At 74.1% G+C, this 20947-nt stretch carries 17 protein-coding genes; 8 read left to right on the forward strand and 9 right to left on the reverse strand.

From position 1 onward, the window contains the following. Positions 1-40 precede the first annotated feature (40 nt). From ABD994_RS08725 to ABD994_RS08745, 5 genes are all read left to right on the forward strand, one after another. Positions 41-625, forward strand: coding sequence for a hypothetical protein (locus ABD994_RS08725; protein WP_345413042.1), 585 nt, complete (start codon positions 41-43; stop codon positions 623-625). A 7-nt stretch (positions 626-632) separates the two neighbouring features. After that, positions 633-4910, forward strand: coding sequence for a putative T7SS-secreted protein (locus ABD994_RS08730; protein WP_345413044.1), 4278 nt, complete (start codon positions 633-635; stop codon positions 4908-4910). Positions 4911-4920: 10 nt separating this feature from the next. Then, a complete protein-coding gene (locus ABD994_RS08735) occupies positions 4921-5424 on the forward strand; it encodes a hypothetical protein (RefSeq protein ID WP_345413049.1) in 504 nt (167 codons plus the stop codon). Positions 5425-5545: 121 nt separating this feature from the next. Then, the gene (locus ABD994_RS08740) at positions 5546-5980 is read left to right on the forward strand and encodes a hypothetical protein (protein WP_345413051.1); all 435 of its coding nucleotides are present in this window, start codon (positions 5546-5548) and stop codon (positions 5978-5980) included. A gap of 179 nt (positions 5981-6159) precedes the next feature. Next, positions 6160-7281, forward strand: a complete 1122-nt coding sequence (locus ABD994_RS08745) for a hypothetical protein (RefSeq protein WP_345413053.1) — start codon at positions 6160-6162, stop codon at positions 7279-7281. Between the two features lie 4 nt (positions 7282-7285). Here the strand turns inward: ABD994_RS08745 and ABD994_RS08750 are convergent, their stop codons facing one another. Continuing rightward, a complete protein-coding gene (locus tag ABD994_RS08750; RefSeq protein ID WP_345413055.1) occupies positions 7286-7795 on the reverse strand; it encodes a hemerythrin domain-containing protein in 510 nt (169 codons plus the stop codon). A gap of 72 nt (positions 7796-7867) precedes the next feature. Further along, positions 7868-8794: a hypothetical protein gene (locus tag ABD994_RS08755; RefSeq protein WP_345413057.1), complete on the reverse strand. Its 927-nt coding sequence runs from the start codon at positions 8792-8794 to the stop codon at positions 7868-7870. 170 nt (positions 8795-8964) lie between these two features. Between ABD994_RS08755 and ABD994_RS08760 the strand changes: the two genes are divergently transcribed. Next, positions 8965-9282: an adhesin gene (locus ABD994_RS08760; RefSeq protein ID WP_116708087.1), complete on the forward strand. Its 318-nt coding sequence runs from the start codon at positions 8965-8967 to the stop codon at positions 9280-9282. Positions 9283-9309: 27 nt separating this feature from the next. Here the strand turns inward: ABD994_RS08760 and ABD994_RS08765 are convergent, their stop codons facing one another. Next, positions 9310-10287, reverse strand: coding sequence for a DUF6925 family protein (locus tag ABD994_RS08765; RefSeq protein WP_345413059.1), 978 nt, complete (start codon positions 10285-10287; stop codon positions 9310-9312). Between the two features lie 7 nt (positions 10288-10294). Beyond that, a complete protein-coding gene (gene valS, locus ABD994_RS08770) occupies positions 10295-12862 on the reverse strand; it encodes a valine--tRNA ligase (RefSeq protein WP_345413062.1) in 2568 nt (855 codons plus the stop codon). Positions 12863-12957: 95 nt separating this feature from the next. Here valS and ABD994_RS08775 point away from each other — a divergent pair, with 95 nt between their 5' ends. Together ABD994_RS08775 and ABD994_RS08780 are read left to right on the forward strand one after the other, a co-directional pair. Continuing rightward, the gene (locus ABD994_RS08775) at positions 12958-13896 is read left to right on the forward strand and encodes an NADP-dependent oxidoreductase (protein WP_345413066.1); all 939 of its coding nucleotides are present in this window, start codon (positions 12958-12960) and stop codon (positions 13894-13896) included. 197 nt (positions 13897-14093) lie between these two features. Further along, positions 14094-14735: an Rv1352/Rv1906c domain-containing protein gene (locus tag ABD994_RS08780; RefSeq protein ID WP_345413068.1), complete on the forward strand. Its 642-nt coding sequence runs from the start codon at positions 14094-14096 to the stop codon at positions 14733-14735. Here the strand turns inward: ABD994_RS08780 and ABD994_RS08785 are convergent, their stop codons facing one another. From ABD994_RS08785 to ABD994_RS08805, 5 genes are read right to left on the reverse strand one after another with little or no spacing between them, the layout of a single operon-like run. Continuing rightward, the gene (locus ABD994_RS08785; protein ID WP_345413070.1) at positions 14736-15503 is read right to left on the reverse strand and encodes a maleylpyruvate isomerase family mycothiol-dependent enzyme; all 768 of its coding nucleotides are present in this window, start codon (positions 15501-15503) and stop codon (positions 14736-14738) included. Between the two features lie 16 nt (positions 15504-15519). After that, positions 15520-15831, reverse strand: a complete 312-nt coding sequence (locus ABD994_RS08790) for a Rieske (2Fe-2S) protein (protein ID WP_345413072.1) — start codon at positions 15829-15831, stop codon at positions 15520-15522. Next, positions 15828-18374, reverse strand: coding sequence for a nitrite reductase large subunit NirB (gene nirB, locus ABD994_RS08795; RefSeq protein ID WP_345413074.1), 2547 nt, complete (start codon positions 18372-18374; stop codon positions 15828-15830). Before nirB ends, ABD994_RS08790 begins: the two co-directional genes overlap by 4 nt. 2 nt (positions 18375-18376) lie before the next feature. Continuing rightward, entirely contained in the window at positions 18377-18724 is a 348-nt protein-coding gene (locus tag ABD994_RS08800) for a molybdopterin oxidoreductase (RefSeq protein WP_345413077.1), read from the reverse strand. Then, entirely contained in the window at positions 18721-20904 is a 2184-nt protein-coding gene (locus ABD994_RS08805; protein WP_345413079.1) for a molybdopterin oxidoreductase family protein, read from the reverse strand. The genes ABD994_RS08800 and ABD994_RS08805 overlap by 4 nt, the downstream gene beginning before the upstream one ends. Positions 20905-20947 lie beyond the last annotated feature (43 nt).

The raw sequence follows: 20947 nt of genomic DNA on the forward strand, positions 1-20947 counted from the left end.
GGCACCCACGGCGCCCGCCCCGCGGGCAGCATCCCGGGGCGTGAGCGGCGGATTCGGCGTCGACCCGGCGATGCTCGCGCGCACCGCGCAGGGCATCCGCGGGGTCGTCGACACCCTCGGCGAGGTGGGCCACGACTACCTCGCCGCGTCCGGCCGCGGGCTGTCCTTCCTCGCGCTCGACGGGGAGGAGGCGGGTCACCCGGAGGTCGCCGCGTCGGTCGACGGCTTCCTCGACCGCTGGTCGTGGGGCATCCGCGCGCTGGTCGCGGGCGGGCAGGAGGTCGCCGGGGCCCTGGACGCCGCGGGCGTCGAGTACGACGGCGTCGACACCTCGGTCTCCGGCGTGCTGCGCCGCCTCGCCACGCTGGCCGTCGGCGACCCGTCGGCCGACCTCGACGCGGCGCAGGACGGGTCGTGGGAGGACGTCGGCCGCGGCCTGGTCCCGGACTTCTCCGCCGAGTCGGGGCAGGAGGCCGGCGCGGCGGCGAGCGAGCAGTGGCGGGAGACCGGCCAGGACCTGTGGGAGCAGTCGACGCCGGGACGCATCGGGCGCGCGCTGGACGGCGAGGACCCGTTCGCCGCCGACCGCGACGACCTCGCGGGCCTCGGGGAGATCGTCGAGTGAGCCGCTGATGGAGGCGGCGCTCGGGGCGACGGCCGACCCGCGCGAGCTCGTCGGCGGTGACCCGGCCGCGCTCGCCGACCGGGCCGGGACGCTGCGCCGGTTCGCCGACCACCTCGGTGCCGCCGCCGACGGCCTCGAGCGCATCGACCTGCGGCAGTGGACCGGCGCCGCCGCCGACGCCTTCCGCGCCCGCTTCGGCGAGACGCCGCGCGGCTGGCGCGACGCGGCCACCGCCTTCGACCGCGCGTCGCGCGCCCTCGGCGACTTCGGCAGCGCGGTCGCCGCGGCGCAGGACCGGGCGCGGGAGGCGGTCGACGTGCACGCCCGCGCGGTCGCGGCCTCCGAGGCCGCCCGTGCGGAGTACAACGGCCGGGTCGAGGCGCACAACGCGGCGATCGCGGCCGGCGGCACGCCACCGGCGATGGCGCCGTTCACCGATCCGGCGGCGGGTGACCTCGCCCGGGCCGAGACGCTGCTGGCCGACGCCCGCCGCGGACGGGACGAGGCCGCCGCGCGAGCCGCCGCCGAGGTCCGCGGCGCCGGGGAGCTCGCGGGCGCGCCTCCCTCGACCGTCGCTCAGATCGGGGCGGGCCTCGCCGACGCGGCCGGCGTCGCCGGCACCGTGGAGGACCGCCTCGCCGCGGGCGTGGGGCGCGGCCTCGAGGGGCTCGTCCAGTTCGGCCGCACGATCACTCCGCTCGACCCCTACAACCTGACCCACCCCGCGCAGGCGATCACCAACCTGTCCTCGACCGGGGCCGGGCTGGCCCGCGCGGTCGCCCACCCCACCGACCTGGTCAAGGGCGCCGTCGGCACCGGCTGGGGCAGCGACCCCGCGGGCGCCCTCGGCGAGCTGGTCCCGAACGCCGCCCTCACCGCGGCCACCGGAGGGGGTGGCGCAGCGGGCCGGCTCGGGCGGCTCGCCCGGGCCGCGGGACGCAGCGAGAACCGGTCGCTCGAACGACTGGCCACCCGCGCCGACCCCGTCGACGTCGTCAGCGGCGCGCAGATCCTGCGCCAGGTCGACCTCGCGATCGACGCGCCCCTGCCGCTGCGGCTCACCCGCACCCACGTCTCGAGCTGGGAGCTCGGCCGCGCCTTCGGCCCGCGCTGGGCCTCGACGCTCGACCAGCGCCTCGAGTTCGCCGCCGGCGCCGTGTGGTTCGTGCGCGAGGACGCCGTGGTCGTCGTCTACCCCGCGCCGGCCGGCGCGGAGGCCGTGCTGCCCGCGGCGCCCGACCACGCCCCCCGATGGCCACTCGCCCGCGACGGTGAGGGCTGGGTGATCACCGACCCCGCCACCGGGCTGCGGCGCACCTTCGTCGCGAGCGGCGCGGTCACCGGGTGGTCGGTGCCCGGTGGCGACCACGTCGCCGTCGACCGCGACGACCAGGGCCGTCCCACCGCCGTCCGGCACTCCGGCGGTCACCACGTCGCGGTCACCACCGACCCGTCCGGGCTGGTCACGGGCCTGTGGCTGGACTCGTCCCCGGTCGTGTCGTTCGCCCACGCCGACGGGCAGCTCGCCGAGGTCGTCAACTCGTCGGGACGCCCGCTGCGGTTCACCTACGACGCCGCCGGGCGGATGGCGTCGTGGACCGACCGCAACGGGGTCACCTTCCGCTCGACCTACGACGCGCGGGGCCGCTGCGTCCACGGCGCGGCCGACGGCGGGGAGATGGCGTGGTCGTTCCGGTACGGGCGCGGCGTCACCGAGTCCACCGACGCGCTGGGACACACCGAGCGCTTCGAGCACGACGCGCGCGGCCGGATCGTGCGCAGCGTCGACCCGCTGGGCGCCGTGACCCGCTCGGTGTGGGCCGACGGTGACCGCCTGCTCGCCCGCACCGACGCGCTCGGCGCCACCACCCGCTGGACCCACGACGACACCGGCCTCACCGTCGGCGTCGAGCACCCCGACGGCACCCGCGAGTCCGTCGGGCGCGACGCGGCCGGCCGCGTGGTCACGTGGACCGACGCCCGTGGGGCGGTCACGCGGTGGGAGCGGGACGCGGCGGGCCGGGTCGTCGCGGCGACCGATCCCACCGGCGCGGTCACCCGGTGGGAGCGCGACGCGCGCGGGCACGTCGTCGCCGTGGTCGACCCGCTCGGGGCGCGCACGGCCGTCGTGAACGACGCCGCGGGCCGTCCGGTGGCCGTCACCGACCCCGCCGGGGCCGTCACCCGCGTCGAGCGCGACGGGTTCGGGCGTGTGGTGGCCCGGGTGGACCCCCTCGGTGCGCGCACGTCCCTTGCCTGGACCGTCGAGGGGCTCCTGGCCGGCCGGACGGGCCCGGACGGCGCCACGTGGTCGTGGGAGCACGACGGCGAGGGCAACGAGGTCGCCGCGCGCAGCCCGCTCGGTGCAGTGACGCGGCGCGAGTACGGCGCCTTCGACGTCGTCACTGCCGTGGTCGCGCCCGACGGCGCCCGCACCGAGCTGACCCACGACCCGCTGCGCCGCGTCGTCGCCGTCCGCGACGCCGTCGGCCGGACCTGGACCACGACCCACGACCCGGCCGGCCGCCTCGTCGCCGAGACCGACCTCGACGGCCGCACCGTCACGCTCGAGCGGGACGCCCTCGGCCGCGTCGTGCGCCGCACGAACGCCTCGGGCCAGGAGGTGCGCTGGGAGTACGACCCGGCCGGGCGGGTGACGACGCGGTGGGTCGACGGCGAGCCGGAGCGGCGCACGTACGACCCGACGGGGCGTCTGGTGGGCGCGTGGTCGTCCGCGTGCTCGCTGGCGCTGGACCGCGACGCGGCGGGGCGCGTGGTCGCCGAGACGGTGGACGGCCGCACGGTCGCGGTCGAGCGGGACGCCGGCGGGCGCGTCGTCGGGCGCCGCGTGCCGTCGGGGGTGTCGAGCCGGTGGTCGTTCGACGAGGCGGGTCACGTCGCGGGCCTCGACCTCGGCGCGGGGTCGATGACGTTCACCGTCGACGCGGCCGGGCGCGAGACCCGCCGCGCGTGGGGGTCGGCGTCGCTGGCGCAGGAGTGGGACCCGTCGGACCGGCTCGTCGGTGACCGTCTCGAGACCCCGGCGGGCACCACGTCGCGGCGGACGTGGGCCTACCGGCCCGACGGCCTCCTGGCCGACGCCTCGGGCCGCACCTACGACCTCGACGCCACCGGCCGCGTCCTCTCGGTGGGCGACGAGCACTACCGGTACGACGCCGCGGGCACGCTCGCCGCCTCCGGGCCGGGCGAGCCGCACGTCCTCGACGGCACCCGCGTCCGGCGCGCCGGGTCGCTCGTGGTGCGGCACGACGCCGACGGCCGCGTGGTGCTGCGGCAGCGCCGCCGCCTCGGCGCCCGATCCCTGACCTGGCACTTCCGCTGGGACGCGCTCGACCGCCTCGTCGGCGTCACCACCCCGGACGGCGCCCGCTGGCGCTACCGCTACGACGTGTTCGGCCGCCGTATCGCGCGTGAGCGGCTCGACGCCGCCGGGGCCGTGGTCGAGCGTTTCCTCGCGGCGTGGGACGGCACGGTGCTGGCGGAGGAGACGCGCCTGGCCGACGGCGCCGGGTCGACGACGGTGTGGGAGCACGTCCCCGGGACCCACCGGCCCGTCGCGTCGGTGACGCTCTGCGACGAGGAGGTCGACGAGCGCTTCCGCGCGATCGTCACCGACGTCGTCGGCACCCCGACCTCGCTCGTCTCCGCCGACGGCGAGGTCGTCGGCTCGGCCCGCTCGTCGCTGTGGGGGCGGACGGTGTGGACGGGCGAGTCGACACCCCTGCGGTTCCCGGGCCAGCACCACGATCCCGAGACGGGCCTGGCCTACAACCTGCACCGGTACTACGACCCCGAGACCGGCCAGTACGCGTCCGTCGACCCCCTGGGCCTGGCGCCGTCACCCCACCCCCGGGCGTACGTCCCCAACCCGACGGCCGAGATCGATCCGTTGGGGCTGCAGAGCTGCGAGCCGCGGCTCCCCGACATCTGGAACCGTATCGAACCTCTCGGACCATCGCTACCACGAGCCACGGTTCTGCCACGCATCTTCAACCTGGACGTCGACGGTAGGACGATCCACGTGCATCCCAACGCCGCGAAGCACTTCGACGACCGGATCAGGAACATGGACCCCGAGCGGGCGGTCGACTTCGGTCCCTTGACGACGCAGGTCCAGGTCGAGTCGATGTACTCTGCGCTCCGCCGGCTACTCGACGATGGTTGGACGCCAGGAGCCTTGAATCAGGTCGGCGGCTGGGAACTCATTCTCTCTCAGCGACAAGCCGATCTCTTCCCAGTCCTCTTGCACGCGCTGTACAAGTAGAGGAAGTCTCGTGGAACTGCGCGCTCAGGACGTTGCGTCGGTGGATCTGGTGTCTTTGCAGCGCGACGATTACATCGCTGCTGCCGTCGACATCGAGCCAGCGAGTCACCCTCTGATGATCGTGACATGGGGGAGTGACTCCGACGGCTGGGTGGAGATCGTCGCAGCTCGTGATGAGGGAAACATCCAACGCATCACCGTCCTGACTCCGCCGACTGCCGCTGATCCTGGCGTCAGGACCGGTGATGAAGTCGTCGGGAAGCTGCCTACCTTGAACGTCGCCGAGCTTGCATCAGCCAGCACCCGGTCGGCCGGGGAAGACCTAGCCCTCACTCTCGCCGGTGCGCTTCGAGCGGGATGGCGCGGGGGTGACTGGGTGCTTCGCTTCTCCGAGTTCCCCGTTGCGGTTCGATATCTGACGCACGGGCTTGAGGTGGGCTGCGCTTCCGACGCATTACTCGCCGAGATCGTGCTCGAGGAGGACCTGCTCGCCTCCGCCACTCCCTTCTCGTGAACAGGCACCGCTCGTCGGCTCGTTCACTGATCGTCCCTCCTCGACGTTGAACCCCTCCCCTCTCCCGCCTCTCGAACTGTCGACCGGGCAGGGAGGAGAGCTCCTCGGCGAGCTGCGCTACGTGCGGAGCGAGTACTCCTTCACGTTCATCCCCGCGGACGACCAAGCTCTGGTGGAGCGCTGCCCCGACGGTCGGACCTCGATCCTCCTCGACGACCTCCAGATCGAGATCGGCCTGCCGCGCCAGGAGGTGCTGTTCGCCTGGGGGCTGCACCCGCACACGCTGTGGCGGGAACGTCTGCTGGAGCCGCCCGAGCCGGTGCCGGGTGTCGTGCGGGTCAGCCGACCGACAGACCTGGAGCCCGGTACCGCGATCGAGGCGGACGGGCGGCGGGACTGGACAACGGAGTGGGACCCGGGCAGCGGATGGCTCCGTATCGCCGGCTCCGAGCACGACGGCGCGAGCCCCGTCGAAGTCGCCACCAACGTGGTGCTCACGCTCGAGGAGGGCCGGCTGCGCTCGGTCTGGCTCGCCCCGGCCTTCGTCGACTCCTGACGGGTGACCCGTGCCCCTCCTGGGCACCACCCGTCACCGACGGATCGGTGAACGGTCTACCCCGGCCTCGTCCATGTGGTGAAGATCCCGGGAGTGGCTAACACAGCGCTACTGTGGACCGAACAGGCTAGGGCGTGACCACCTGCTCGGAGTACAGCAGCACCACTGAAGGGGGAACTGTGGACCGGTGGACCATGGTGCTCGAGGCGATCCCGGGCTCACTCGCCGCGGTCCGCGTCGACGAGCACGACTACCGACCGGTCGGGGCCGACCTCGCCGACGACGGCGCCGCAGAGCTCGGCGACGCGCTGACGGCCGTGATCGACGCCGAGGGGAGCGACCCGGAGCACCTGGTCCTCGTGGTGCCCGGCGACCTCGAGCACGGGCGGTTCGTCGAGCTCGCCGAGGCCGCCGAGCTGGCCGGCCTGCCCGAGCCCTCCTGGCTGCCCGACGTCGTGGCGCGGACCGGCGAGCACCTCGCCGGCCTCGCCGCCGGGACGCCGGTGGTCGTGGTCGACGCCCGGCGCGACCAGATCGTCGCGTGGTCGATCCGCGCCGCCGACGACGGCGTGGAGATCAGCTGCGGCGGCGCGATCGACCTCACCGAGCGCCTCGACGCGCTCGTCTCCGGTGTCGTCTACGCCAAGCTCGAGGTCGTCGACCCCGATCTCGCCGGGTCGCTGCGCCGCCGTACCGACGCCGCCGGCCGCCGCGACGCCGCGCACCTCAGCCGCGAGCTGCGCGAGGCGCGGCGCCTGATGTGCACCACCGACGGCGAGGAGCTGATCGTCACGGCGGGCGACGCGGAGGTCTACCTGACCCGCGCCGAGTTCACGGGCCTCGTCGACCACGCGCTGCGCGACACCCTCCACGACGCGCTGGGCGATGACCGTCCGGCCACGGGGACCATCGTCGTCGCGGACGTCGTGACCCCCGTCGTCGAGCAGCTCACCGAGGCGACCGGGGCCACCGAGCTCCACGCCGCGGCCGGCACCAGCGCGCTCGCCGGCGCCGCGGCGCTGGTCCTGCCGCGGCCCGCGCTCGAACCCGCCCCCGAGGTGGACGACCTCACCGACGCCACACCGACCGACGGCGTCCCGCTGCCCGCGGAGGCGGCGTGGTCCGCGCCGAGCCGAGCGCCGCGCTGGGCCGTGCCGGCGCTCTCGGCGCTCCTGGTGGTGAGCCTCGCGGGCGCGGGCACGGTCCTCGCCGGTGTCCCGCTGACCGGGACGCCCGGCGCCGACCTGGTGTCGACCGTCGTGGGGGTCGGCCTCGACCGACCCGCCGACGGCGGCCGCTAGCCGGTCACGACGTCACGGCCTCGACGTACTTCTGGGGGTCCTTCTCCTCGAACGAGAGCCCGCGGCCGCCGGCGTGCTCCACCTTGAACTGCTCGAACTTGGCCCCGAGCTCCTGGCGGAACGGGAGCGTGGTGACCTTGCGGAACGGCGCGAGGTCGTCGCGCTCCTCCTCGGCCATGTGGTGGTTGTTCGACTGGTCGGTCTCGTCGATGGCGTCCCACCACTCCTGGCTGCCGACCTCCGCGTTGCGGGCCTTCTCGGTGCCCTCGCGGATCTCGTCGTGGTCGCCGACCGCGTCCTCCGTGGCCGACGCCTCCTCGTCGTCGGCCCGGCGGGCCATGGACGGGTAGAAGTGCTGCTCCTCGGCCGACGCGTGGATCTCGAGCTGGATCGCCAGCTCGTTCCACACCTTCTCGGCCTCCTCGGGCTGGTCGCGCAGGTCGGCCAGCCTGAGGAACTGGCGACGGAACCAGTCGTGGTCGTCGAGGATCATCTCGGTGATGTCGGCGGACATGAGGACCTTCCGTTCGCGTGGTGGCGAGCGGGAGCTACCCCGCGCCCGGCGCCGCGAACCGGCAGGCCACCCTCACCTCGCGTGCACGGCTCCGGCCGGGTCGACGAACCACACCTCGGCCCGCGCGCCCGCCAGCGACGCCGCGCGCTGCTCGGTGAGGGTGCGGTAGCGGCGGGTGTCGGGCAGGGCGATGACGATCCGCGCCCGCGGGTGGGCCCGCCGACGCTCGGCGGCGGCCTGCTCGGCCGCGGAGAACCAGTCGCCGGCGATGGTCGTCGGGTGCGTCCGGGCGCCGTCGGTGGGCCAGCCGGTGACCTCGACGTGCACGTCGTCCCCGTCCAGCGACGCGACGAGGTCGCGAGCCGGCCCGTCCTCGAGCGACAGCCAGCGCAGCGTCGCTCCGCGCCGGACCAGCCACCCCGCCACGAGCGCCTGCACGTTGACCACCCGCGACCACGCCTGCAGCGCGTCGTAGGCCGGCGGGCCGAGCGACGCGGCGCCGTCGTGCGGTTCCGGCGCCTCGGGAGCCGTACCGTTCGCGGTCGGTTCGGCGGCCGGAGCCGGATCCTCCGCCGACGACGCCTCGGGGACCGGAGGGTCCTCGACGGCCACCGGCGCGACCACCGGCTCCGCGACCACCGGCTCCGCAACGCTCGGCTCGGCCGCGACCTTCCGCCGCGGCCCGCGCTTCGGCGTCGCGGGTGCGGTGCCGTTGCCCGTCGGGTCCTGATCCGGCCGGGCTGCTCGCACGCGCTTCGGCGTCGTGACCGGCGGCTCCGGCGGCTCCGGCGTCGCCACGCGCGGCTTCCGGGGCTTGCGCGCCTTCGGCGGCGGCGGCGCCGGCAGCCGGTTGAGGATCGGGCGGGTGCCGACGCGCTCGAGCTCGCCCTCGGCGGCCATGCGCCGGCAGAGTTGGTTGACGGTCTGGGTGCGCACGTCCCCGCCGAGCTCGCGGGCCAGCGCGGCGTCGCTCAGCCCATCCGGTGACGCGGAGAGCATTCGGACCACCGCAGCACGCCGATCGGTGGGGTCGGGGCTCACCGGGAGGGCCATCGTGTCGTTCCCCTCCGTGTTCGGGCTGCGGTCACGAGCTGAGCTGCGGATTCAGTGAGGTGACGGCACGCGCATCCACGTGCGTGACCTTTCCGTGACCCGTATGGTAACGAGGCATGCTGGCACTGACGGAGACGGCGGCCGAGGCGATCTCGACCATCCTCGAGTCCAACGAGATGCCCGAGGGGTCGGGTCTGCGCATCGCGGCGACCCCCAACATGGCCGAGGAGGGTCTCGAGCTCTCCGTGGCCCCGACGCCCGCGGCGGACGACACCGTGCTCGAGGGTGGCGGCGCCGTCATCTTCCTCGAGCCGCAGGCGGCGTCCGCGCTCGACGACAAGGTGCTCGACGTCGAGCGGGTGCCGGACGCCGAGCGTGGCGACGGCGACGAGTTCCGCTTCGCCATCACGCCGCAGTCCGAGCTCCAGGACTGACACCCCGGCGACGGTTCCCGCCCGGCGTCACTGCGCCGGGTCGTGGGTGAGGGGTTCGCCCGCGCCGCCGCCGTCCCGCTCCCTCGGGAGCGCACGCCGCCATCCCGGCAGATGGGGATGGTCGGGCTCCAGCTCCTCGCACTGACGCAACGCCAGCTCCGTCGTCGTCCGGAATGTCCGGGTGAGTGTCCAGTCCGGCGGTACCGCCGAGGTTGCCAGCGCCTCGGCCACCGCCGCCCTGGCCGACGCGGCCGCCGGGTCGCCGTAGCGCGCCAGCACCTCCTGCGCCCGGCGGTGCCGCTCGGGGCGCGGCGGGATGCGCCGGCCGTCGACGGCCCGCGTCGGGTGCGGCAGGTGGACGGTGGCCGCGGGGACGCGACCCGGAGGGATCGGGTCGGTCGCGGCGTGCGTCCGGCCGTGCGCCAGCAGCCGCGGCAGCAGGTGGGTGTGGGGCCCGTCCGGGCTCGCGCCCGTCGGCGGGGGGATCGGCGTGTAGACCTCCAGCCGCGCCACCGACGTCCGGAAGACGCGGTGCGGGCCGGCGTCGACGAGCGCGGACGCCACGGACCCGGCCTCGGCGAGCGGGCGCCCCTCGACCGCGCGCAAGGCCGCCAGCAGCGCCGGATCCCGGGTGCGGACGCACGCCTCGAGGTTCGGCGCGCCGACCCCGAGGTCGACGAGGACGGCGTCCCGGTCCGGCGCACGCAGCGCCGTGGCGTCGGGCCCGAGCTCGGTGATCACCGACCGCCCGCCGGTGGGCACGACGCACAGCGCGAGGGCCTGGCTCCACGCGTCCCCGGCCCGCCGCTCCCACGCCACGGGCACGACGTCGTCGGTCAGGTGTACGTCGATGCCGCCGCGGTCGGTGACGACGGTGGCGCGGCCGGGGGCGTGGTGCACGTCGGCGGGCTCGTCGGGGTCCCGCAGGAACTCCGCGAGCGCGCCGTACGTGCCGACGCTCCAGCCGGCGTCCGGGTCGTCGACCCACGCCAGGAGATCGTCCACGAGCGGGTCAGCCCGTCGGTCCGCCGACCGTGGTGACGAGCTCGCCGTCCGCGGAGACGACCAGCTCGACGTCGCGCACCCGACCCGCGGCGCGCACGTCGCCGAGGGCCTCGCGCAGCGCCTCGAGCGCCGCCGACGACGCCTGCACCGACAGGCTCTCGACCTCGGTGCGGATCGAGAGCTTCTGCTCCGACTTGGCCCGGCGGATGCCGCCGATGACGTCCGAGGCGACCGACAGCACCTGCGGGTCGACCTCGGCCGAGGTGGCCAGCTCGTGGATGTCCGGCCAGGGCGCCCGGTGCACCGAGCCCTCCTGCCACCACGACCAGACCTCCTCGGCGACGAACGGCAGCACCGGGGCGAACAGCCGCTGCAGCACCCGCAGCGCGGCCGCGAGCGTGGCGCGAGCCGAGTCGCGGCCGGCCTCGTCGAGCTCCCCGTAGGCGCGCGACTTGACGAGCTCGAGGTAGTCGTCGCAGAAGAACCAGAAGAACTGCTCGGTGACCTCGAGCGCGACCGCGTAGTCGTAGCCGTCGAGGGCCGCCGTCGCCTTCTGCACGACCTCGGTCAGCCGCGCGAGCAGCGCGCGGTCCAGCGGCGTCGAGACCGCGGCGAGGTCCGGTTCCCCGGCCGGGACCCCGACGCCGAGGATGAACTTCGACGCGTTGAGCAGCTTCATCGCCAGCCGCCGGCCGACCTTCATCTGTCCGCGGTCGAAGGCCGTGTCGACGCCGGGGCGTCCGCTGGCCGCCCAGTAGCGCACGGCGTCGGAGCCGAACTCGTCGAGCAGGTCCATCGGCGTCACGACGTTGCCCTTGGACTTCGACATCTTCTTGCGGTCCGGGTCGAGGATCCACCCGGACAGCGCGGTGTGCGCCCACGGCAGGCTGTCGTGCTCGAGGTGGCTGCGCAGCACCGTCGAGAACAGCCAGGTCCGGATGATGTCGTGCGCCTGGGGGCGGAGATCCATCGGGAAGACCCGCGAGAACAGGTCGTCGTCGATGCTCCACAGCCCCGCGATCTGCGGGGTGAGCGACGACGTCGCCCAGGTGTCGAGGATGTCGGGGTCGCCGGTGAACCCGCCGGGGGTGTCGCGCTGCTCGGCGGCGAAGCCGGGCGGCACGTCGGTCGACGGGTCGACGGGCAGCGCCGTGTCCTCGGGGACGAGGACCTCGTCGGCGACGATCTCGCCGTCGCCGTCGAGCCGGTACCAGACCGGGACCGGGACGCCGAAGAACCGCTGGCGGCTGACCAGCCAGTCGCCGTTGAGACCGCGCACCCAGTCCTCGTAGCGGTGCCGCATGTAGGCGGGGTGCCACTGCAACTCCTGGCCGCGGGCGATCATCTCGTCGCGGACGGACGCGTCGCGCCCGCCGTTGCGGATGTACCACTGGCGGCTGGAGACGATCTCGAGCGGCTTGTCGCCCTTCTCGAAGAACTTGACCGGACGCGTCACCGGCCGCACGTCGCCGACGAGCTCACCGGTCTCCTGCAGCATCGCGACGATCCGCTCCTTGGCGGTGTGCACCGTCGCGCCGGCCAGCTCCGCATAGCGCTCGCGGCCCTTCTCGTCGGTGATCCAGTCGGGCGTCTCGCGCAGGAGCCGGCCGTCGCGATTGATCACCGTGCGGTTGGGCAGGTCGAGCTCGCGCCACCACTGGACGTCGGTGAGGTCGCCGAACGTGCAGCACATGGCGATGCCGGCGCCGCGGTCCATCTCCGCCGCCGGGTGCGACAGCACCGGGACCTCGACGCCGAACAGCGGCGAGCGCACCGTGGTGCCGAACAGCGGCCGGTAACGCTCGTCGTCCGGGTGCGCGACGAGCGCGACGCACGCCGGGATGAGCTCGGGGCGCGTGGTCTCGATGAAGACGTCCTGGTCGGCGCCGTGGTAGGCGATCCGGTGCCAGGCGCCGGTGTGCTCGCGGTCCTCGAGCTCGGCCTGCGCGACGGCGGTGCGGAACGTGACGTCCCACAGCGTCGGGGCCATCGAGACGTAGGCCTGGCCGCGCTCGACGTTGCGCAGGAAGGCGCGCTGGCTGATCGCCCGGGCCCGGGCGTCGATGGTCTGGTAGCCGTGCGACCAGTCGACCGACAGGCCGTTGCGCCGCCACAGCGCCTCGAACGCCTTCTCGTCCTCGGCCGTGAGCGTCTCGCAGAGCTCCACGAAGTTCCGGCGCGAGATGGCGATGTGCTGCTTGCCCGGCTTCTCGGGCGGGGTGAAGTCCGGGTCGTAGGGCAGGCTCGGCTCGCAGCGCACGCCGTAGTAGTTCTGGACCCGGCGCTCGGTGGGCAGGCCGTTGTCGTCCCACCCCATGGGGTAGAAGACGTGCTCGCCGCACATGCGGTGGTAGCGGGCGACGATGTCGGTGTGCGTGTAGCTGAACACGTGCCCGACGTGCAGCGACCCCGAGACCGTCGGCGGCGGCGTGTCGATCGAGAACACCTGCTCGCGCGTGGCCGAGCGGTCGAACGCGTAGGTGCCCTCGTCGGCCCATACACGCGCCCACCGGTCCTCGAGGCCGTCGAGGGTCGGCTTCTCGGGCACACGAGTGCCGGGGTCGGACTGCACCATGGCACCCAGTTTACCGAGGGGGTCCGAGCCACTTTCGGCCTGCTCGGGGTGTGCCTTCCGGGGTCGCGGGGCACGTCTCGACCATGCCCTCGACCATGCGCAGGATCACCCAGGACACCGCTGGCGGCCCCGAGGTCCTGCACCTCGAGGAGGTGCCGGTCCCCGAGCCGATCCCGACCGAGATCCGGGTGCGGGTGACCGCCGCCGGCGTCAACCCCGTGGACACCAAGGTCCGCGCGGGCGGAGCCGGGCTAGGGGACGACATGACCTCCCCGCCGTTCACCGTCGGCTGGGACGTCGCCGGGGTCGTCGACGCCGTCGGCATGGGCGTGACGCGGTTCGCCGTCGGCGACCGGGTGTTCGGCATGCCGTGGTTCCCGCGGCAGGCCGGGGCGTACGCCGAATACGTCACCGCGCCGTCGCGGCACTTCGCGCACATCCCCGACGCCGTCGACGACGTCACCGCCGCGGCCACGCCGCTGGCCGGTCTCACGGCCTGGCAGATCCTCGTCGACACCGCCGACGTCCAGCGCGACCAGCGCGTGCTGATCCACGCCGCGGGCGGGGGCGTCGGGCACCTCGCGGTGCAGATCGCCAAGACCCGCGGCGCCCACGTCGTCGGCACCGCCTCGGGGGGCAAGCACGCCGACCTCGTGGCCCTCGGCCTCGACGACGCCATCGACCACCACGCGGAGGAGATCGCGCAGGCCACCCGCGACATCGACGTCGCCGTCGACCTCACCGAGGTCAACGGGCCGTCCTCGCTCGCGGTCATGCGTCCCGGCGGCCTGCTGGTGTGCGTGCCGTCGGGTGTGCCGGAGGGCCTCACCGAGCAGGCGCGGTCCGAGGGCAAGCGGGTGACCGACTTCCTCGTCGAGCCCGACGGGGTCGCCCTGACCGGCCTCGCGCGGCTGATCGACGAGGACGTGCTCACCGTCCGCATCGCCGGCACGTTCCCGCTGGAGGACGCGGCGGCGGCGCACCGCGAGCTGGAGAAGGGCTCGACGTTCGGGAAGCTGGTGCTGACGCTCTAGGACCCCGGCTGTTCGGCGGTTACTGGCTGGTATCGCTCGCTCAGCGAGCGATACCAGCCAGTAATCCGCAGATCGGGCGCGCGCGGACGCCGTCACTCGTTCCGGTGACGGGTGCTAACGGTCGGCGAGCCCCGACGACATGAGCGGCAGGTCCGCCGCACGGCGGACACCATGCATCTCGTCGGGGGATCGCCACCATGACCACTGTCCAGCCGCCGCGCCACCATGCTCCCGCCGGAGCCCAGGGCTTCGGGCGCGAGCCGCACCCGTCGGGGCCGGTCCCCGTCGCTCCGCGGGTCGCCCACCGCCGGGCCGCCGCGCCTGAGGTGGACGCGCCGACGATGCCGATCCCGCGGGCCGCGATCGCGGCGGCCGCCCCGGTCGCGCCGATGGGCCCGGTCGCTCCGGCCGCTCCGCGTCGCCGGCGCCGGTGGCCCTGGATCGTCGGCGGGCTCCTGCTGCTCCTCGTCATCATCGTGTCCACGAGCCCGACGACGCCGTCGACGCCGACGCCCGCCGCGCCGACCCCCGCCGCCGCGTCCGCGGCACCGAGCGCCGCCGCCCCGGCGCAGGTCACGCCGCCCTCCGGGCCGGCGACGAGCTTCGGCGACGGCACCCACGTCGTCGGCGAGGACATCGAGCCGGGCACGTACCGCACCGCCGGACCGGCCGACGGCGGCATGGGGATGTGCTATTGGTCCCGCCTGCGCAACACGAGCGGCGAGCTCGACGGGATCATCGCCAACGGCGTCCCCACGGGGCCCTCGACGGTGACGATCCGCTCCGGTGACGCCGCGTTCGAGACCACCGGCTGCCAGACCTGGACGAAGACCCGCTAGTCAGACGGCACCGTGCTCGCGCCAGCGCGTGAGCAGGTCCGCGGCCCCGAGGACGTCGACACCGGCGTCCTCGGGGCCTTCGCGGCCGGTGAGCACGCTGAGCAGGGCGCGGGCCGGGCCGCGGACGGCCGTGTCGCTCTTGCGGTGCGCGTGCTCGACCACGGGGCCGTCGGCGCCCAGCGTCACGACCCACTCGCCGGCCCCGTCCCGCAGGCCCTCGTCGGTCGCGTGCAGGTGCAGCGTCGCGCCGTCGCCCTGCAGCCCGGGGCGTCGCGACGCGCCCCGTACGACCATCTCGAGGTGCTCGTCGATCGCATCGACGGCGATGACCGGGTCGACGTCGGGGAGCGGGTCCTGGCCGGCCGCGATCTCCGCGTCCGCGCGGTGCACCAGCGTCTCGTGGCACTGGCGACGGGCCCAGAACGACACCGGCACGAGCCGCCCGAAGCCGCCCACGAGGGTGTCCTCGTCGACGGCCCGGATCGCCTGGGTCACGGCCGCCGCGCCCTCGAGCAGCCACGTCGACATGTCGTCGTCGCCCGCGGGCATCGGCGGCTCCGTCGGTCCCCGCCGGACCAGCTTCTCGCCCGGCCGGGAGACGGTGCTGGCGCACCAGCGGTGGACGCCGCCGAGGTGGTCGGCGAGGTCGCGCACCGACCACTCCGGGCACGACGGCACCCGCGCCTCCTGCCCGGCCGCGTGCACCGCGTTCGCGAACGCCGTCGTGTGCAGGACGATCTCGTCGAGGAAGCGCTCGGTGCTCGGCACGGGCGCCATCCTGGCGTCAGCCCAGGCGCACGACCAGTTCGCCGTCCTCCTCGCTCGCGGTGTACGCGGCGACGCCGTCGGCACCCGTCCCGCAGGAGCCGTCGGCCAGCGAGAACTGGTGGTTGTGCAGCGGGCACATCACGACCTCGTCGTCGGTGAGACCGTCGGCGAGCGGGCCGCCGCGGTGCGGGCAGATCGCCCGCAGCGCGTACAGCCCGCCGCCGCGCGGGCGGAACACGGCCACCGGCTCGTCGCCGACGAGGAACGCCCGCCCCTCGCCGAGGGGCACCTGGTCGACCGGCCCGAGCCGGGCCTCCACGCCGCTCACCTGACCGGCACCTGGGGCAGCGGCACCAGCGGCAGCGCGTCGTGGAACTGCCCCGGCGTGCTCTCGGTCTGGTCGGCCGCCCACGGGTCGACGTAACGGTCGACCGCCTCCTGCATCCGGGCGTCGAGCTCGGCGGCGATGCCCTCGGTGTCGTCGACGATCACGCCGATCAGGTGGTCCAGGCCCATCCGCGGCACGAAGTCGTACGTGCGCTCCAGCCAGTTCGCGTTCTCGCGGTAGTACTGCAGGAACCGCCCGGTGATCGTCATGGCCTCCTCGTGGGAGTCGACGGTCGCCAGGACGTCGCCCTTCCGGATCGTCGCCCCGGCCGCACCACCGACGTAGATCTGCCACTGGCAGTGCCTACCGTCCTCCTGGCCTCCGACCGCCACCAGACCGACGTCCTTGACCATCGACTCGGCGCAGTTGCGCGGGCAGCCGGACACGGCGAGCTTCATCTTCGCCGGGCCCTCGATGCCCTTGCAGCGCTCCTCGATGTCGATGCCGAGCTGCGTCGAGTCGCCCAGACCGAAGCGGCAGAAGTCGGTGCCGACGCACGTCTTCACGGTGCGGAAGCTCTTGCCGTAGGCCCATCCCGACGGCATGTCGAGGTCGGCCCACACCTCCTGGAGCTTCTCCTTCGGCACGCCCAGCAGGTCGATCCGCTGGCCGCCGGTCAGCTTGACCATCGGGATGTCGTGCTTCTCGGCGACGTCGGCGATGCGGCGCAGCTGCTCCGGCGACGTCACCCCACCGGACATCCGCGGGACGACCGAGAACGTGCCGTCGCGCTGGATGTTGGCGTGCACGCGGTCGTTGATGAACCGGCCGTCGCGCTCGTCGACGAAGTCGTCCGGCCACATCATGCGCAACAGCGCCGTGAGCCCCATCTTCGAGCCGACGTGCTCCGTGCCGTCCGGGGCGAGCTCGGCGAACACCGACGACACGCTCGTCAGGCCCCGCGCCCGGATCTCGGCCATCAACGTCGGCTTGTCCAGCGGGATGCCGGGCACGTAGTAGGAGTCGGCCGGGTCCTCGGCGCCTTCGCCGCCCAGCGCGGCCTCGACGACCTCCTTGACGAGCCCCTTGCACGACCCGCAGCCCTTGCCGGCGCGGGTCGCAGCCATGCACGCCGACACCGTCTCGGCGCCGTCGTGCACGCACGCGACGAGGTCGCCCTTGGAGACGCCGTTGCAGTTGCAGATCTGGGTGTCGTCGGGCAGGTCGGCGGCGCTCGTGTCGTCGCCCGCGGAGCCGAGGTCGAACAGGAGCTTGACCCGTTCCTCGGGCAGGGCCGAGCGGCTGTCGAACGCCTGCGTCAGCGCGGCCGCCTTGCTGATGTCCCCGACGAGCGTCGCGCCGATCAGCGTGCCGTCCCGGATGACGACGGTCTGGTACACGCCGCGGCCGGTCTCGGAGAACTGCACGAACTCGTCCGAGCTGCGCTCCGGGGTCTTGACGCCCATCTGCGCGACGTCCACGCCCGCGACCTTGAGCTTCGTCGCCAGCCGCGACCCGTGGTACTCGGCGTCCGGGTTCGCACCGGTGACGACGTCGGCGAGCACGCCGGCCTGCTCCCAGAGCGGACCGACGACGCCGTAGACCTCGCCGCGGTGCTGGGCGCACTCGCCGACCACGAAGATCGCGTCGTCGTCGACCGAGCGCATCCTGTCGTCGACGACGATCGCCCGCTGGGTCTCGAGGCCCGACACCATCGCCAGCCCGATGTTGGGCCGGATGCCGGCGGTGACCACGACGGTGTCGCAGTCCAGCGTCGAGCCGTCGGTGAAGCGGACCCCCGAGACCCTGCCACTCTCTGTCAGGATCTCCGACGTCTTCACCCCGAGGTGCATGTGCATGCCCATGTCCTCGAGCTTGCTGCGCAGCACCTTGGAGGCCTCGGCCTCGAGCTGCTGGTTCATCAGCACCTCGGTGGGGTGCACGACGTGCACCGCGAGCCCGTGCGCCTGCAGCCCGGCCGCGGCCTCGAGCCCCAGCAGCCCGCCGCCGATCACGACAGCGCTCGACTTCCCGCGGACGTACTTCAGCATCGCCTGCGCGTCGTCGAGACTGCGGAAGCCGAAGACACCCGGCGTCAGCTCGGTGTCGGTCTTCCACATGCCCTCCATGGGCGGGAAGAACGAGCGGCTGCCGGTGGCGAGGACGAGCACGTCGTACGGCGTCACCGAGCCGTCGTCGCCGAGGACGACCCGGGCGTGCCGGTCGATGCGCACGATGCGCACGCCGGCGTGCAGGTCGATGCCGTTCTCGTCGTACCAGGCCCGGGGATTGAGGAAGAGCTCGCCCTCGTCGTCGTCCACGGTCTCGCCGACCGGGTTGGCCAGCACCTCGGACAGGAGGATGCGGTTGTAGTTGCCGTAGGGCTCGTCGCCGAAGACGGTGATCGAGAACTGCTCGCCGCCGCCACGGGCGAGGATCTCCTCGATCGCCCGAGCGCCGGACATGCCGTTGCCGACGACGACGAGGCGGCGCTTGGTCGAGCCGGACTGCTCCAGGTCCGGACGCTCTGCGGTCTGGGTCACCGTCAGACCTCCACCAGACCGCAGTCGACGACGGCGGTGCCGCTCGTGCCCTCGGGCGCGGCCAGGTGGACCTCGACCGTCGTGCCGGCGAGGAGGTCCTCGACGACGCGCAGCGAGACGTGCATGTCGCCCTTGGCGCCGATCGGCAGCCAGCGCGACGGCGCGCCGTCGACCACCAGTACCAGCGTGATCAGCTCGTCCGAGGAGTTGCCCCCGCGCAGGTAGAGCACCTGGCCGGTGGTGCCCTCCGGCACCGTGTACGTCAGCGTCGGGTCGAGCGGAGCGGGCTTGTCCAGCCCGCGTCCCTCGAACCCGAACACGCCCTGCAGGAACCTGGGTGTGGTGATCATCCGTCGGCGTCCTCTCGGGGGATGGGGGCAGCCGTGAGCTCGACCGCGCAGGTCTTGAACTCCGGCATCCGCGACACCGGGTCCAGAGCGGGGTTGGTCAGGTCGTTGATCGTCGCGTCGCCCGACCAGTGGAACGGGGCGAAGACGGTGTCCGGCCGGATCGCCCGGCTCAGCCGCACCCGCATCCGCGCCTCGCCACGGCGGGTCCGCAGCAGCAGGTCGCCGCCCTCGTCGACGCCCAGGCGCGCGGCCAGGTCCGGATGGATCTCCACCGACGGCCCGGGCTCCGCGTCGAGCAGGGCCTTGGTGCGGCGGGTCTGCGTGCCCGACTGGTAGTGCGCCCGGCTGCGGCCGGTGGTCAGCCGGTACGGGTACGCGTCGTCGGGCATCTCGGCCGCGTCGCGGTGGTGCACGACGTGGAACCGGGCCCGGCCGTCGGGCGTCGGGAAGTATCCCTGGGTCGAGCTCCGCTCCGCTCCGTCTCCCCGTCCTTCTCTGAACAGCCGGGGGGTGCCCGGGTGGTCCTCCGAGGGGCACGGCCAGAACACCCCGCGCTCGGCCTCGATGCGCTCCCAGGTGATGCCCGCGTAGTCGGCCTTACCTCCGGCGCTGGCCCGGCGCAGCTCGGCGAAGACCGTGCGCGGGTCGTCGGCGAAGAGGTCGCCCCGCCCGAGCCGGGCCGCGAGGCCGGCGAGGACGGCCAGGTCGCTGCGCACGCCGTCGGGGGCGTCGACGGCGCGGCGGCGGCGCAGCACGCGGCCCTCGACGTTGGTCATCGTTCCGTCTTCCTCGGCCCACTGAGTGCTGGGCAGGACGACGTCGGCGAGCTCGGCGGTCTCGGACAGGAAGATGTCGGAGACCGCGAGGAAGTCCAGCGACCGCAGCCGCTCGCGGACGTGGGCCGTGTTCGGCGCCGACACCGCGACGTTCGACGCCATCACCACCAGCGCGCGCACGCCGCCGTCGGTGCCGAGGCGGTCGAGCATCTCGTAGGCCGAGACGCCGGGCTGCGGGAGCTCGTCGGGGTCGACGCCCCAGACGCCGGCCACGTGCTCGCGCGCCGCGGGGTCGGCGAGCATCCGGTAGCCGGGCAGCTGGTCGGCCTTCTGGCCGTGCTCGCGGCCGCCCTGCCCGTTGCCCTGCCCGGTCATCGTCGCCCACCCCGAGTAGGGGCGGCCGGGCAGGCCGAGCGCGAGGGCGAGGTTGATCCACGCCAGCGCGGTGTCCGAGCCCTTGGCGTGCTGCTCGGCGCCGCGGCCGGAGAGGATCATCGTCGCCCGCGACCCGGCGAGCAGCCGCACCGCGCGCTCCATGACGCGCACCGGCACGCCGGTGATCCGCTCGACGCGGTCGGGCCAGTACTGGCGCAGCGCCCGCCGGACCGCGGGCCAGCCCGTGGTGCGCTCGGCGATGTAGGCCGTGTCGATGAGCCGGTGCTTGACCGCGAGGTGCAGCAGGCCGTTGGCCAGCGCCAGGTCGGTCCCCGGCACGGGCTGGAGGTGGACGTCGGCCGCGGCCGCCGTCGCGGTGTAGCGGGGGTCCACGACGAGGTGCTGCGCGCCGCGCTCGCGCCCGGCGGAGAACCAGCGCATCGCCGGGGGCATGACGTCGGCGGGGTTCGAGCCGACGAGCAGGACGGTGTCGGCACGCGCGATGTCCGCCAGCGGGAACGGCATCCCACGGTCGAGGCCGAACGCCTTCGTCGCCGCCGCGGCGGCCGAGGACATGCAGAAGCGGCCGTTGTAGTCGATCGACGCGCTGCGCAGCGCCACGCGGACGAACTTGCCCGCCTGGTAGGCCTTCTCGTTCGTCATGCCGCCGCCGCCGAAGAGCCCGGCGGCGTCGCGGCCGTAGCGCTCCTGGGCGACGGTCAGCCCGTCGGCGATCCGCTGCAGCGCCTCGTCCCAGCTCGCGGCCCGGAACGGTTCGTCGCGCGCGTCACGCACCAGCGGCGTCGTCAGCCGGTCCGGGTGGGTCAGCAGCTCGGCCGCCGACAGGCCCTTCTCGCAGAGCCCCCCGCGGTTGGTCGGGAACGGCGCGCCGGCCACCTCGAGCACCGTCCCCGTGTCGTGCTCGCGCGGGGTCAGCGTCATGGCGCACTGCAGTGAGCAGTAGGGACAGTGCGTCGCGACGCCCTGCTCGGGGGCCGACGTGGTGATCGGCAGACGGGGCCCGGGCATGGGCCCCACGCTCCGTGCGGAGCGTTTCCCACCGGTTACGCGA

Source organism: Actinomycetospora chlora (genome assembly GCF_039542135.1).
In the GTDB taxonomy this organism is placed as follows: Bacteria; Actinomycetota; Actinomycetes; order Mycobacteriales; family Pseudonocardiaceae; genus Actinomycetospora; species Actinomycetospora chlora.

Coding starts and splice junctions, on each gene's coding strand:
- ABD994_RS08775 (WP_345413066.1), top strand. CDS start 12,958: ATGCGCAGGATCACCCAGGACACCGCTGGCGGCCCCGAGGTCCTGCAC.
- ABD994_RS08760 (WP_116708087.1), top strand. CDS start 8,965: ATGCTGGCACTGACGGAGACGGCGGCCGAGGCGATCTCGACCATCCTC.
- valS (WP_345413062.1), bottom strand. CDS start 12,862: ATGGTGCAGTCCGACCCCGGCACTCGTGTGCCCGAGAAGCCGACCCTC.
- ABD994_RS08755 (WP_345413057.1), bottom strand. CDS start 8,794: ATGCTCTCCGCGTCACCGGATGGGCTGAGCGACGCCGCGCTGGCCCGC.
- ABD994_RS08780 (WP_345413068.1), top strand. CDS start 14,094: ATGACCACTGTCCAGCCGCCGCGCCACCATGCTCCCGCCGGAGCCCAG.
- ABD994_RS08750 (WP_345413055.1), bottom strand. CDS start 7,795: ATGTCCGCCGACATCACCGAGATGATCCTCGACGACCACGACTGGTTC.
- ABD994_RS08730 (WP_345413044.1), top strand. CDS start 633: ATGGAGGCGGCGCTCGGGGCGACGGCCGACCCGCGCGAGCTCGTCGGC.
- ABD994_RS08805 (WP_345413079.1), bottom strand. CDS start 20,904: ATGCCCGGGCCCCGTCTGCCGATCACCACGTCGGCCCCCGAGCAGGGC.
- ABD994_RS08800 (WP_345413077.1), bottom strand. CDS start 18,724: ATGATCACCACACCCAGGTTCCTGCAGGGCGTGTTCGGGTTCGAGGGA.